At 49.9% G+C, this 15,233-nt stretch carries 1 protein-coding gene; it reads right to left on the bottom strand.

Features of this window, described 5'->3' with window-relative positions; translation table 11 throughout:
• Positions 1 to 3: 3 nt before the first annotated feature.
• Positions 4 to 15,201 carry a hemagglutinin repeat-containing protein gene (locus ACGF5R_RS01890; RefSeq protein ID WP_387689471.1) on the bottom strand — a complete coding sequence of 5,066 codons (15,198 nt, stop codon included), beginning with the start codon at positions 15,199 to 15,201 and terminating at the stop codon, positions 4 to 6.
• Positions 15,202 to 15,233 lie beyond the last annotated feature (32 nt).

Genomic DNA, 15,233 nt, shown 5'->3' with positions numbered 1-15,233 from the left:
TTTCTATTTCTCCGTTTCTATTTTGCCTGATTTTTCTGGCTTTTCTGTCTTTATAATTACAGTCGCACCATTAGGTAATCCGCGACATTGTTGACCAATACATGATCCAGCTCCTCTATTATCAGAAGGAGTAATTGGTCGAACCGAAGCGCCCGAGCCACCTTCTTTAAACATGGCAGGAGGATATTCATCACGATCTGCTCCTTTCACTGGCGGAGTATTTTTCAAGGATTCTCTTCTCCTCTGAGCAGCGCCTCCACGATCAATCGTCAATACATTAGGATGCCCTGCTTTCTGAGCATCTTCAATATGCTTCGCTGATTCTGGATATTTTGTTTTATCTACAACAATAACTTTGTGCTCATTAGTCTGTTGTTCAGAGCTACTGCCTTTGTTATCAGTCGAACCTTTTATTGACGGTACAGATGATGGCTTCGCCTGCATTTTATCACTGGCTTTTGCCCCAATAATTCCCGTCGCTGTCTCCAGCAACATCAGGTTTCGCTGCTCTTCCTTCACATACTGCGCCGCATCCGCTTTAGATAATCCGGCGTTCTCCAGCTCTTTCTGCCTCAATTCCGTGTTGAAGAACCCGGAGAGTGGCCCACCGCCACCATTTAGCCAGCTGCTCTGCTCTGAACGGCCTATCTTATCATTGGCACGATAGCCCGAGACCGCCAGTTCTTTACCCAGTTCATGGTTGATAAAGGCCAGTTCTTCACGGCTCAACTCGCCATTCAGCGCCATCTGTTTCAGGGTGTTGATAGTCGCATCACTGGCCTGCCGATATTCCGTCCAGACCCCTTTACGGCAACTGTCATCCTGACATGAGGCCAGTTTATCGCGCATGTCCTCCACTGACGGCAGACCTTTATCCAGTATACGCTGACTCAGTTCTTTGGCCTTGCCGCACGCTGCCGGTGACAGCGTGCGGCAATCCCCCAGATTTCGCGAGGCCAGCGCATTATTCTCAATCGCATTCTTCCCGGCCTGGGCACCGGTGACGGCGCTGCCGGTGGAGTCTCCCGCAATGCCGCCTGCCAGACCTGCTGCCAGAGTGGAGAGGGTGCTGATGGTCTGTTTTTCTTCTTCACTTAAGTCACTGACTTTAACATTTTCGCTGTGAATGTGCTTCATCAGTTCCCGGGTAGCCAGTTCACCGCCCGCTGCGCCTGCCGCACCGGCCAGCGCGTTGTTACCACTGACTTCAGCGGCCACTGCCCCCAGAATCGCATGGGCCAGAGTATTGCTCACGACATCCACTTGATGGGTTTTCGGGTCGGTAGTCAGGTCTTTAATCACGCCAGCCAGGTAAGGGGAAGCGCCGCCCGCCAGCGCCTGACCAATATTTCCGCCCGCGAGTCCCTGAATGGCCGCAGTGGCGGCCTGTAGAGCGGTGTGGTATTTCCCACCGGTGCCAAAGCCAGATTCATTCAATGCCTGATTATAGGCGGTTTTGTAAATCTGGTCTTGAATGAGTTTCGGGGTGATGTCGGTTTCACCTTTATCCTCCAGTACTTTAATGGCCGCTTTTCTGTCCGGTTCACTGATATTCTCCAGTTTAGCGTGGGCGGCTTTGGTGGCGATAATGTCCCCTTCGGTACTGGCGATGTCAATCACCTGCGCACTGATTTCGCCAATCAGTTGGGCCTGTTTCAGCCGTTGTTGCTCTTTCTCTTTGTCAAAGATAGGACTGAGAGCATTATTAGCATGGTCGGTATCCCGGCTCAGGGTGGTGATATCCTGTTGCTGGCTGTCTTTATCCCGGATAATCAGGGCGCCGTCACTGACTGCGGCATGGGTGGTGCTTTGGGCATGGCCTTCCCGGTTAGCGCCGCCCAGGGTATTGGCGGCCATGTTACTGAGCAACATGCCGCCTGCTGAACCGCCGGTGCTGACACTTACGCTGTGGTGTTCGGTTTTAAAATCCGCTTTGTTTTTTATATCGCCAAAACCCAGAGTACCGGTATCGAGGGTGTTTTTGTCTTTGTCTGCGGTACTGGCAATGACTGCGCCGTCAAGCTGGGTGTGTTCCCCCACTTTCACTTGATATCCGCCTTTACCAGCGAACAGTCCAGTTTGTTCCTGTACGGAATCAAAGTTGCTGTGGATTTTGTCGCGGCTGGCGCTGAGGTTCAATGAACCACCTGAGCCGATAGTGGCACTAACGCCGGCACTGACATTTTGTTGCTTCATATCGTAGCGGTTGCTGTCCTGCTCGCTACTGAGCGTCAGGTGGCGTTTTACGTCGGCGGTAATCTGTTCACCACTGACCTGAGCGCCCTTAAGCGTGGCATCTCGGCCAGCGCTAAGAGTGACGGTTTGTCCTGCGTCCAGCGTAGTTTCATTATGGCTGATGCCGTTACCGCTTTCACTGCCTTTACCGTAGTTGGCGCTGGCGGAGAGGTTAATACCCGTGCCCCCCGGTCCGGCAGTGAAACCGACGCCCAGTGAGCCTCCGCGACTGCTGTTTTTACCGGTGGTCTGTTCGGTGTTCTGGCTGGATGAGAGCTGGATATCCCGGCTGGCATTAAGTTGCAGGTCTTTGCCCGCCTGCAACTGGCCGCCCTGAATGCGAATATCGCCGTTCTGGTCTGGTGTGCCGGCAGCGGTGAGGGTGAGGTTATCCCCGGTCATCAGGCTGCTGCCCTGTTGAGTGGTCTGGTGCTGTTTCAGTTCTGACCGGGAGGACTGGCTGCCGTAGGAGAGGCTGACCCCTATCAGATTGTTATTGGCTTTGTCGTCACCGCCTTTGGCGTTGGCCAGACGGGCTGCCTGAACAGCCTGTACCCCGCTAAGAGCGGCTTTGGTGCCTTGTAAGGCTTTGATACGGCTGTCACTTTCATTGTTGGCGGCTTGAACCGTTTGAACAGCGGAATTCAGGGCCCCGCCTGCGGTGCCGGACAGAGCTACGGTCAGACCGCTTTGTTTCTGTTCGGTTTTGGTGATAGCAGTGTGACTGTTTTCCGCACTGGTGATGTTAATGTTTTGACCGGAAAGTTGCATATCGCGGCCCGCTACCACATCACTGCCGTGAAGGTTGAGCTGTTTTCCGGCGTTGAGCGTGACATCACCTTGGCTGCTACCTACGGTGCTGCCTTTGTTGAGGTTACTGTCGATGTCGGTGGTGGATTTTTGGCTGGCTTTGCCGACGGTGAAGCCGATACCCCCGGTGCCCATCAGGCCGGATTTTTTCTCTTGTTTGAAGTGAGTTTCATGACGGGCTTCATCCGCAGTAGTGATGGTGAGCTGATTGCCTGCGGCCAGATTAACATTCTGAGTGCCTGCCACGTTACTGCCGATGATATTCAGGTCATTCCCGGTTTGTACGGTCACGCTGTCGCCACTAAGCGTGGTGCTCTGCGCCCGACGTTCATGCACCTCATCATGGGTTTCGACGGAGGATTTGGAGAGTAAGCCTTTACTGGTCTGTTTGCTGTGTTCTATCAGGTCTGATGAAGCGGTGCCAGCATCTAGAGTGATGTTGTTCCCGGCTTGGGCGGTGAGTTGTTGACCGGCGTTCACATTAGCCGCGGTAGCGTTCAGGTTGTTACCTGCTCGCAGTGCTAGGTTGCCCGCGGTGGTTATCTGGCTGCCAATGTCACGCTCCTGAGTCAGATGGCGATAGTTGTCGCTCCCCCAGTCACTGTTTTCTGTGCGATGAGTGCGCAGGGTGTCCAGAGTCAGGTCGAGGCCTGCCGTTATCTCTGTCTTACCGTCTTTGCCAGCATTATCTACTTCACTGGCAGTGAGACGGATGTTGTTCAGGGCTTTCAGCGACAAGGTGCCGTTGTCATTCTGGACATAAATGCCAGCCGGCCGATCCAGCCAGCGGTCAATATTATCTTCGCGCAGGGTAGAGGCACTGGTGATATCCCGGTTTGCCAGTGCAGAAACGCGGTCTCGGCCCTGAATTTGTCCGCCGAGGTTGGTGATATTCTGCCGGGCGGTTAAATCCACTCTGCCGCCTTGGATAAAGCCGCTATTGGTCAGATTGTTCGCCGTCAGTTGGGTGACTTCACGTCCGCGGATAGTGCCGCTGTTGGTGATGTCTTTTTGGCTATTTATTGTCACGTTTTTACCGGAGAGCAGGGCGCCGTCACCGGTCAGGTCGCCTTTATTCACGCGAGCGTAGACCTGCGGCACGGTGACCACCTGCGTTGTGCCGTTCGGCAGGGTCACGGTCCGGTTGGTCAGCCAGATAATGTCCGAGGTGAGCAGCGCCATTTGCGATGGGCTTAAGGCGATGCCGGGGGTAAGTTGTTGCTGTTTGCTGAAAGCAACGCCGGCTTCCATTAACGCTTTAAACTGGGTTTCATCGTTGTTGTGGCCGGCCAGATAACGCTGACCGGTCAATTGGGTAATTTGATCACGTACCAGACGCTGCTCGTAGAACCCATCTCCCAGGCGTTTGTGCGCCAGTGCTGGGTCACGGGTTAACTGTTGTTGCATGTAATCCGTACCCAGCCACTTTTTGTATTGGGTGAATTTAGGGTCGGTCTCCACTAAATAATGGCTGTCACTGCCCGGCTGTACGACAAACAGGCTGTTGTCCGGCAGGCGGGTATCTGGAGCAACGATACGGATAAGGGGTTCGACGCTTTGACCTTTGACGGTATCAGACGGTAGCGTCAGTTCAAATTGTTGGCCTGTTGGTAACACCAGCGGGCGATCATCTAATGCACCCCTGTTTGGTAGGGTGACAGTGGCAGGAGGTAGTACCCGTTCAGTTTGTTGAACTGGTGGAAGTACTGGGTGTTCAGTCAGTGCATCTCTGTCTGGTAGTGCCACTGCGCCGGACGATAATATTTGCTCAGTCTGTTGGCCTGTAGGTGAAAGTGTTGGGTGTCCAGTGAGTGCGTCTCTGTTTGGTAATGCCACTGTGCTGGACGATAATACCTGCTCAGTTTGTTGGCCTGTAGGTGAAAGTAATGGGCGATCAATCGGTATATCCCTGCTAGGTAGTGTGATGGTCTCTGTAGGGATAGCCACAGTAGTTCCTAGGCCGTTAACCTGCAATGGTCGGTCGTCAGTTTGTGTCGGGGTACTGAGTGTGATGGTGTTAATAGTGGCGTTTGTCAGCGTGACATTACCCGCTTCTGCCATTCTTGAGAACAGGCTAATTCCGACAGGTGCACTCTGAACACTACTTTCTTGCCTGTCACCTATCGTTATGCCGGTGGCGTCAGGACGGGTATTGCCTTTCCAGGCCAAGGCTTTCAGGTCGATAGTTTCGGTTATCGGTGCCGGGTTATAATCGTCCCAGTCTTTTCCTTGGGAGGTTTTGGTTCCTCTGAATCGACGTTTTTTCTTTTTGGCATACCAGCGGATTTCGCTGCCTTCATCCGTGATAATACGTTCTCCTTTGGTGGAGTTATTGTGCAGTTCGTCAATATCACCGCCCAGTGTTGCGCCTGCCACGATTTGGCTGTCGTTGTTGGTTAGCATTGTGCTGTTCAGGGTCATATTACCCCCGGCCAGGATTTTACCCGGGTCACTCTCTTTTATCTGGGTTTCATTGACGGTACGGGTATATCGGTACTCGTAAAACTCATCATCGCTGCTACCATCCGGCATAACAGCGGTATGTACGCCGTATTTGTTGCTGTAGGAAGTGTCTACTTGTGACCAGTCATAGCGGGTGGTGTGGCCGCTCAATACTGCTTCATGACGCTGGGATTTTTCCGTTTCTACGATATGTGTCACTAGGCGATCGTTGGTATTGCGGATAATAGCGGCATCAATCCTTAGGTTACCGCCGGCTTCAATAGTTGCCGCATGGTTTTTGAGTTTACCTGCTTGACTGGTCGCCGTTAGGTTCTCATCCAGTTGTCCGCCAATGCGCATATCACCCACGCTGTAAATTTGGGCATGATTAAGGTTGTTGAGCGTCCCGGTGGCGATATCCATTCGGTCTCGGGCGGCAATGACGGAGGCTTTGCCATCTTGCGCCGTGTTGTTGAGAGTACCTGTTTCGAGGGCTATTTGATCACCGTAAATACGTCCGGTGCCGGTATTGTTCAGTGTCTTAGTGGTGAGATGGGTGAGCTCGCCGTCAATCAATCCAGTGTTGGTCAGCGTATCGCGGACGCTGACTTCGGTTTTCTTGGCACTGATTTCTGCTGCTTGGGTGTTAGTGAGGTTTTTGGCCTCCAGATGTAATGTTTGCCCAGTTTTTATTGTATTGTCGTTGGTGATATTGCCAGCGGTTTTTAGGGATAAATTACCGTTGGCAGTGATATTACCGGTGTTGTGGAAATCCTGTTTTAATGCGATCTCCATATCGCCTTGCGATGATACCTGTCCGCTACCACCTAAGGTGCTTGCTTTGATGTTGGCATTTTCACCCGCAATCAGGGTGCCTTGTTGGTTGTCAATGGATAGTTGCTGTGTTTCGTCCTCGATAATGAGCTGTTTGCCACCAGAGATCAGCCCCTGTGTATTATTCAGCTTTTGGCTGATGTTAGTTCGCAGGTGGTTGGCTCCCCGTAATGCGCCTTGGGTGTTATCCACCTGTTGAGCTTTAATTATCAGGTTTTGGGCTTCAATCCCTTGCTCAGAGGAATTGGTTTCTCGGTTGATCAGTTGTGCGGTGGTCAGTGTCAGTTTCTGATTACTGTGGATAAAGCCGCTGGTGTTGTTGGTTTTTGTCTGGATATCGAGTTTAGCGTCTCCCACGGCTTTGATTTGTCCGCGGCGGTTGTCGAGTTGTTGGGTATTCAGGTTCATGGTGTCTGTTGACAACAGTTTACCATCTTGGTTATCTGTATCGGCTTGCCCGGTATTGATAGTGAGCTTCCCGCCTTGAATATGTCCGTGTTGATTATCCAGTTTGCTGCTGGTCACGTTAGTGTTGTCATCGCCAGTAATACGGCCATGCTGGTTGTCCAGTAGCTGCCCGTTTGTGTCAATATTGACGGTTTTCGCTGACTGTAATGTTCCATTGTGGTTGGTAAGCTTCTGGCTATGAATGTCCAGTCCACTGTTGCCGACAATTTTTCCCTTGTTATTGGTGAGGGTGGTGCTGGTAATGTTGGTTTTGCCGTCAGCGGCAATAAAACCGATATCGTTATTTAACTCACCGATACCTAGCGTCAAATCTCCCAGAGCAGAGAATTCACCTGATTTATCTTTGTCACCGTTGTTATCCAAGCGTTGGCCTTGGGTGTTGAGACTCAGGTTTCCATCAGAGTGGACGGTGCCTTGTTGGTTGTTGAATGCTTGGGTGATCAGTTTTATCTGTTGAGTGCCAACAATAGTGCCCTGGGTGTTATTCACGGCAGCAGTATTTAGGGTTGCGATTTTACGACTGGTAATTGTGCCGGCCTGATTATGTAAATCACTACTGGTAATCAGTATATCGTCTTGGCTGTGGATGCCGCCCTGATCACCACTATTGTTATTAGTCAGGGAATGGCCGTGTGTATTGAGAGTCAGCTTACCTTTGGATTGCAACAGACCGCCACTGTTGTCAGTTTGGTTCACCGATAGTGTCAGCTCACTGGTTTCGCTAGAGAGTATTCCGCCCTGGTTTTTCAGTTCACCGCCAGTAATCATCGTTGTTCCTGTACCTTTGATAAGACCATCCTGGTTGTCGATTTCTCCGGTAGTTAGGGTTAATGTACCTTTACTGATAACGCCACCAGTTTTACCGCTTTTGCTAGTGGTCAATTTTTCTCCGTGGGTGTCCAGCGTCATATCGCCGGTAGACTCTATTCGTCCGCTGGTACTGTTAAGTTCTCCACTATCGAGTTGCAGATTTTTCTTACTGAATATGGTACCGGCTAGATTGTTTAATGCCTGTTTATGAGTATCAATGTGAGTTTCATCACCACGGATATAGCCGAGATCATTGGTGAGTTCACCTATAATCAGTTTTAGGCTGTCCTGCGCGATGATTCCATCAAGTTCACCGCTATCGGTATTAGTCAGTTTTTGCTGTTGGGTATCCAGTTTCAGGCTAGCAGTGGATTGTATCAGCCCTCGTTGGTTGTTAACTGCTTTCGTCGTTAGATCTGCCTTGCCCTGCGAGAGGATTTTACCCCCGACGTTTTTGAGGTCCTGGCTAGTCAGTGTAGTTTCACCTTTTGAGCCTATCACACCAGCAGTGTTATCGATTTCACCGGCTGCTAGGGTCAAGTCACTGCCGCTGCGTATGCCAAAGTCATCTCCGCTTTGCGTATTAGTTAGCTTTTGGCCGTGGGTGTTAAGCGAAAGGATTGTTTGGGATTTCAGCAAGCCGCCAGTGTTATTCAGTTCACCGGTATTCATGGTGAGTTGCTGATGTTGGCTGACTATTTTACCGTCAGTGTTATTAACGGTTCCTGATGATGTCACTTCAAGTTGTTGGTTGGCAGCCACAATTCCCTTATGGTTATCGATGGCACCTGCGGTCATTGTCAGCGTTCCTTGGCTTGATATGCCTTGTTTAGGTTGGCTGTTGCGGTTGATTATTGTGCCTTGTAGTCCATCAAGGTGAAGATTTTTACCTGCATGGATAAAACCAGCTTCATTATTGATGCCTTGAGCGGTCAGGTTGACATTGCCTGTACTGGTTACGCCTCTGTTTTTGCCGCTGTTGATGTTGGTGAACAAGCCACCTTGCGTATTCAGTGTCAGGTCACCGGCAGATTTTAGTAAGCCGCCGCTGTTGTCAGTTTGTTTCACCGTTAATGTTAGCGCATCTTTTTCGCTGGCAAGTATCCCGCCTTGGTTTTTCAGTTCACCGCCGGTAACGATCGTTGTTCCTGTACCTTTGATAAAACCCTCTTGGTTGTCGATTTCTCCGGTGGTGAGGGTTAATGTCCCTTTACTGATAACGCCTTTGGTATCGCCGCTTTTGGCGGTGGTCAATTTTTCTCCGTGGGTGTCCAGTGTCATATCGCCGGTAGACTCTATTCGTCCGCCAGTACTGTTGAGTTCTCCACTGTCGAGTTGCAGGTTTTTCTTACTGAATATGATGCCAGCCAAGTTGTTTAGCGCTTGCTGATGAGTGTTAATGTGGGTTTCGTTACCACGGATATCGCCGCGATCATTGATCAGTTTACCGGTAGTCAGTTCCAAAGTATCTTTTGCAACGATCCCGCCGTTTTTACCGCTATCGGTGTTGGTTAGTTCATGCTGTTGGGTATCTAATTTCAAGCTGGTTTCGGATTGTATCAATCCGCTTTGGTTGTTGACTGCTTGTGTTGTCAGATCGGCTTTTCCTTTCGAGAGGATTTTACCGTCGGTATTGTTGAGGTTTTGGCTAGTCAGCAAGGTTTCGCCTTGGGAATCTATCTTGCCAGCGGTGTTATCAATTTCACCAGCTTTCAAGGTCAGGTCACTGCCGCTGAGTATGCCGTGTTTCTTCCCGCTTTGCGTATTAGTCAGCTTTTGGCCGTGGGTATTGAGTGAAAGCGTTGTTTTGGATTGCAGCAAGCCACCGGCATTATTCAGTTCGCCGGTATTTAGTGCCAATTGTTGATGCTGGCTGACCATTTTACCGCCAGTGTTGTTAGCACTTCCTGTTGATGTCACGTTGAGCTGCTTATCGGCGATGATCCTTCCCTGTTGGTTATCGATGGTTCCCGCAGTTATTGTCAACTCTCCCAGGCTTGAGATCCCCTGTTTAGGTTGGCTGTTACGGTTGGTTATGGTTCCCTTCTGCCCGTCAAGGGTTAGGTTTTTATCAGCATGGATTCGGCCTGCTTCATTATTGATACCTTGAGCGGTCAGGCTGACATTGCCCTCACTGATTATGCCACTGGTTTTGCCGCTATTGATGTTGGTCAACAGACCACCTTGCGTATTCAGTATCAGGTCACCGGCGGATTGCAGTAAGCCGTCGCTGTTGTCAGTTTTGTTTACCGTTAATGTCAGTGCGTCTTTTTCGCTGGCAAGTGTTCCGCCTTGGTTTTTCAGTTCGCCACCGGTAACAGTCGTTGTTCCTGTAGCGATAATCACACCGCCTTGGTTGTCAATTTCACCGGTGGTCAGGGTCATTGTCCCTTTACTGATAACGCCGCCGGTTTTACCGCTTTTGGCGGTGGTCAGTTTTTCTCCGTGCGTGTCCAGTGTCATATCGCCGGTAGACTCTATTCTCCCACCAGTACTGTTGAGTTCTCCGCTATCGAGTTTTAGATTTTTCTTACTGAATATGGCGCCAGCCACATTGTTTAGCGCTTGCAGATGGGTGTTAATGTGGATTTCGTTACCACGAATATTGCCGCGGTCATTGATCAGTTTACCGGTAGTCAGTTCCAGGGCATCTTCCGCGATGATCCCACTGTTTTCATCGCTATCAGTGCTAGTTAGTTCATGCTGTTGTGTATCTAATTTCAGACTGGCTGCGGATTGTATCAGCCCACGTTGGTTGTTGACCGCTTGTGTTGTCAGATCGGCTTTTCCTTTCGAGAGGATTTTACCGTCGGTGTTGTTGAGGTTTTGGCTAGTTAACGTGGTTTCGCCTTGGGAATCTATCTTGCCAGCGATGTTATCAATTTCACCAGCTTCCAGGGTCAGGTCACTGCCGCTGAGTATGCCAAGGTCATCCCCGCTTTGCGTATTAGTCAGCTTTTGGCCGTGGGTGTTAAGAGAAAGGGTTGTCTTGGATTGCAGCAAACCACTTGTGTTATTCAGTTCACCGGTATTCATGGTGAGTTGTTGATTCTGGCTGACCATTTTACCGCTGGTATTATCAACGGCTCCTGTTGATGTCACGTTGAGCTGCTTATCGGCGATAACTCTTCCCTGTTGGTTATCGAGGGTACCCGCAGTTATTGCCAATTTTCCCTGGCTTGAGATCCCCTGTTTAGGCTGGCTGTTGCGGTTGGTTATTGTGCCTTGTTGCACATCTAGAGTCAGGTTTTTATCCGCATGGATCCAGCCTGCTTCATTATTGATGCCTTGAGCGGTCAGCTTGACATTGCCTGCACTAATTATGCCTCCGGTCTTACCGCTGTTGAGGTTAGTCAGTAGCTCACCTTGTGTATCGAGTGTCAGATCACCTGCGGATTTCAACAGGCCGCCGCTGTTATCGGTTTTTTTCACGGTCAATGTGAGTGTGCTGGTTTCACTGGCGAGGGTCCCGCCTTGGTTTTTCAGCTCACCACCGGTAACGGTGGTTGTTCCTCTACCTTTGATAAAACCCTCTTGGTTATCGATCTCGCCAGTGGTCAGCGTCAATGTTCCTTGACTGATAACGCCACCGGTTTTACCACTTTTGGCGGTGGTCAGTTTTTCTCCGTGCGTGTCCAGTGTCATATCACCAGCAGACTCTATTCTTCCACCAGTACTGTTGAGTTCTCCGCTATCGATTTTTAGATTTTTCTTACTGGCGATGGCGCCAGCCACATTGTTTAGCGCTTGCTGATGGGTGTTAATGTGGGTTTCATCACCACGGATAGATCCACGGTCATTGATCAGTTTACCGGTAGTCAGTTCCAGGGCATCTTCCGCGATAATCCCACCGTTTTTACTGTTATCAGTGTTAGTGAGTTCATGCTGTTGTGTATCTAATTTCAGACTGGTTGCGGATTGTATCCGTCCGCTTTGGTTGTTGACTGCTTGTGTTGTCAGATCGGCTTTTTTCCGCGAGAGGATTTTACCGCTGGTGTTGTTGAGGTTTTGGCTGGTCAGCGTGGTTTCACCTTGTGAGTCTATCACGCCAGCGGTGTTGTCAATTTCACCGGCTTCTAGGATCAGATCACTGCCGCTGCGGATACCGCGTTTTTCTCCGCTCTGTGCGTTAATCAGTTTCTGGCTTTGGGTGTTGAGTGACAGAGTTGAGCCGGATTTCAGCAGACCTCCGGTATTGTCAACGGTCCCGGATGTCACGGTGAGTTGTTTATCCGCTTCTACAGATCCTTGATGGTTATCAATAGCATTTGCCGTCAGCGTTAAGTCTCCTGAGCTACGGATACCCTGATTAGGCTGGCTGTTGCGGTTGGTTATCGCTCCCTTCTGTCCGTCAAGGATCAGGTTCTTACCCGCATGGATTAGGCCCGCATCATTGTTAACCCCTTGGGTCGTCAGCTTCATGTTGCCTGTGCTGATTATGCCTCGGTCTTTGCCGCTGTTGGTGTTGGTTAGCAGCCCACCTTGCGTATCCAGTGTCAAATCACCCGCGGATTGCAGTAGTCCACCGCTGTTGTCAGTGTTGTTTACCGTTAATGTTAGTGAGCTGGTTTTGCTGACCAGTTTTCCTCGTTGGTTGTGGAGTTCTCTACCCGTTATCGTTGTCGTCCCTGTTCCAGTGATGGTGCCATCGTGGTTGTCTATCTCGCCTGTCTTTAAAGTGAGTGTTCCCTTACTGGTCACGCCACCAGTGTCGCTGCTTTTTGCGGTGGTGAGCTTTTTCCCGTGGGTGTCTAATGTCATGTTGCCATCAGATTTTATTTGTCCACTGGTACTGTCGAGTTCTCCACTGTCAAGTTGCAGATTTTTCTTGCTCTCTATGGTGCCTTTTTGGTTGCTTAGCCGTTGTTCATGGGTGTTGATGTGAATGCCATGACCAAGGATAACGCCCGAGTCATTAGTCAGTTTACCGCTGGAAATACGTAATGAGTCTTTGGCAATAATACCGCCAGTTTTGCCACTGTCGGTATTGGTCAGGGCTTGGTTTTGGGTATCCAGCAACAGGCTTGACTCTGATTGGATCTGTCCACGAGTGTTATTTAATGCCTGTGTGGTCAGTTCCGCCATCTGTTGTGATAAGAGTTGGCCGTCGGTATTGTCAACGTTACCGGCGTTAAGGGTGGTTTTTCCTTTAGCAGAGATGATGCCGGCGGTGTTGTTGATATCCCCTGTACGGAGTTCCAGATTGCCAGTGCTTAATATGGTGCCTTTTTTGATCTCTTTTTCGTCACCATTTTTAGTGTCTTTAGTGTTAGTCAGTTTCTGTCCATGAGTATTGACTATCATGTCATTGCCAGATTGTAACAAACCAGACGTGTTATCCAGTTCACCGCTGTTTAGGGTGAGTTTTTCTTGGGCAATAACTTGTCCCGCGGTGTTGGTGAATTTATGCCCTTTGGTTTGGCTGTCTATCTGTTGAGCCAGTAATGATCCTTGATGGTTATTCAACGCCTGACTTTTTGTGGTGAGCGTCGTTTTGGCTTCGATTCGTCCGTCAACGTTTTCAATGTTTTTCCCAATGATCAGTTCTGTGCTGCCACCGGTTGCAACGATTTTGCCCCGGCTGTTATCAAGTTGTGTTGCTGTCAGTTGGATATCTTGACCGGCTTCAAAGTGTCCATCTTGGTTATTCAGAGCGTCATCAACAGTCAATTCCAAATTGCCTTGTTTGGCTGCTATGATTTTGCCTTTGCTGTTATCCAAGGTAGTGGCATTGATTTTCAGGTTGCCATTGCCTTTAATCTCGCCATTTTGGTTATCCAGCGTATTAGCAGTCAGGGACATTTTGTCCTTGCCCTGTTGCTGCATTACTCCACTCTGATGGCTCAATGTGTCTGCTTTTATTGTAATTTTGTCGGCAGTAGTGACTGCTTCTTTATTCAGTTGTAGGTTGTGGGCTTGTATATCCAGTTCACCGTTGGAGAGCAGCTCGCCTCCGTCACCTATCCACTGATGGGTGTTGAGTGACAGTTTACCTTTACCGGCGAGTTGAATTGTCCCCCCTTCCGTGTTGTTCGCCTCCTTGTGGACGGTTAGGTTCAGATCATCCCCATTATTGGCGATTTTTCCATGACGGTTGTCCAGATTGTTTGTGGTGATAGCCAGCCGTTTCCCCTCATTGAGAATGGTCCCGTTGTGGTTACTCAGTGTTTGGGTGTTCAGTACCAGCTCTCCTTTGCCGGTTTGATTAATTTTCCCCTGCTTGTTGGATAAGTCTGGAGTCGTTAAGTTGATTTCTCGTGCTACCAGTGTGCCGCCGTCATTGTTGAATTGGCCGGGTGTTTTAGCTGTAAAGCGGTCAGCGGTGACTGTAGCGTTGGCGGTGCTAATCTCTTGCTGATTGGCAGCGAGTTGAATGTTGTTGGCAGAAGTTTGGCTGCCGCTGAGATCAATTTTTTTACTCTGTACTTCCAGAGTATTGGTCGCCAGGTTTTGTCCATTGGCCTGAATTTGCTGTTTGGCGGTCAGTGTCAGCGATCCGGGCAGCGTGGCTTTCCCTTTATCATCAATTCCGGCGGCCAGAATACTGCCTTTGGCACTCTGTATCGACTCCGCTTTGATTGTGGTATGACTTCGTGCAGCAATTGTGCCACTATTCTCAATCCGTCCATCAACCGTGAGGCGGACTTCACCGGCGATTGCTCCGATGTGGCCGACGTTACGTACCCCTACACCAAATTCGGTACCCACCAGCACGATTTTATTGGCGTACATGCCACCGAGTGCGGCTACGTCCAGCGTAAATGATGGATTCTTGCTGCCGTCAGCAGATTTTTTCTTAATGTTCTGGTGAGCAGCATCAACGATATTACGTCCGGTTGTGATTTTTAGATCTTTCGCGTGCAGTTTGCCGTTGATTACCACCGAGCGGGCAATAATTTCGGTATAATTTTGTTGTGAACTGTCTATTCCCAGCTCTTCAATGCGCACTTCTCCCCGCTCAATATCAAAGCCTTTCAGTCGGCCTTGTTCCATCATGGCCTGTCCTGTGGTGAGTGTTGCGCGATGGGCGTTAATGAATCCACAACCGTTGCAGGTGATGCCCGCCGGGTTGGCAATAATCACGTCGGCTTTTTGTCCGGCGACTTCTATCCAGCCATTAAGTTTACTGGCGTTAATGCTGTTCACTTCATTGAGAATGATTTTGGCTTCCGCTTTGGCAAGCCACGGATTTCCTGCCACCATACCGCCTAGTTGAGTTTGGACAGCGTTGTGACTGTTGTTAAGGATGACGCCTCGTTTATCGATATCAAATTGGCTGTAGGTATTACGCGAGATACCCGCGGCGTTAGGGGTCTGAATATCGATTTGTGGCGTACCGTTTGCACTGTTCAGGATAGTCGGTTGCTGATTACCCGGTGCTTGTCCGTCGGCCACAATATTGGCCTGCGCTGTTAGGGAGATGCAGCCGGTTGCCAATAACAAACTCAGTCGTAACGCTGTTAACCGGCAAAGGCATTGTGGTAATTGCCGACGACTGCGGTGGCGTACCGTACTACCTTGCCCGGAAGTTGCAATATCGGCCACGACCATCAACATGTTCCGGGCTTTGTTAAAGATAATACGATACAGATGCTTGTTCATTGTTTTTCTCCACTAACACTTTTTATCTGCGA

Source organism: Photorhabdus sp. RM71S, assembly GCF_042879355.1.
GTDB lineage: Bacteria > Pseudomonadota > Gammaproteobacteria > Enterobacterales > Enterobacteriaceae > Photorhabdus > Photorhabdus kayaii.
Note: the sequence above shows the minus strand (reverse complement) of the source record. Positions and strands in the feature narration are given on the sequence as shown.

Excerpts from the sequence above, each read along its gene's own strand:
- ACGF5R_RS01890 (WP_387689471.1), bottom strand. The coding sequence starts at position 15,201 with ATGAACAAGCATCTGTATCGTATTATCTTTAACAAAGCCCGGAACATG.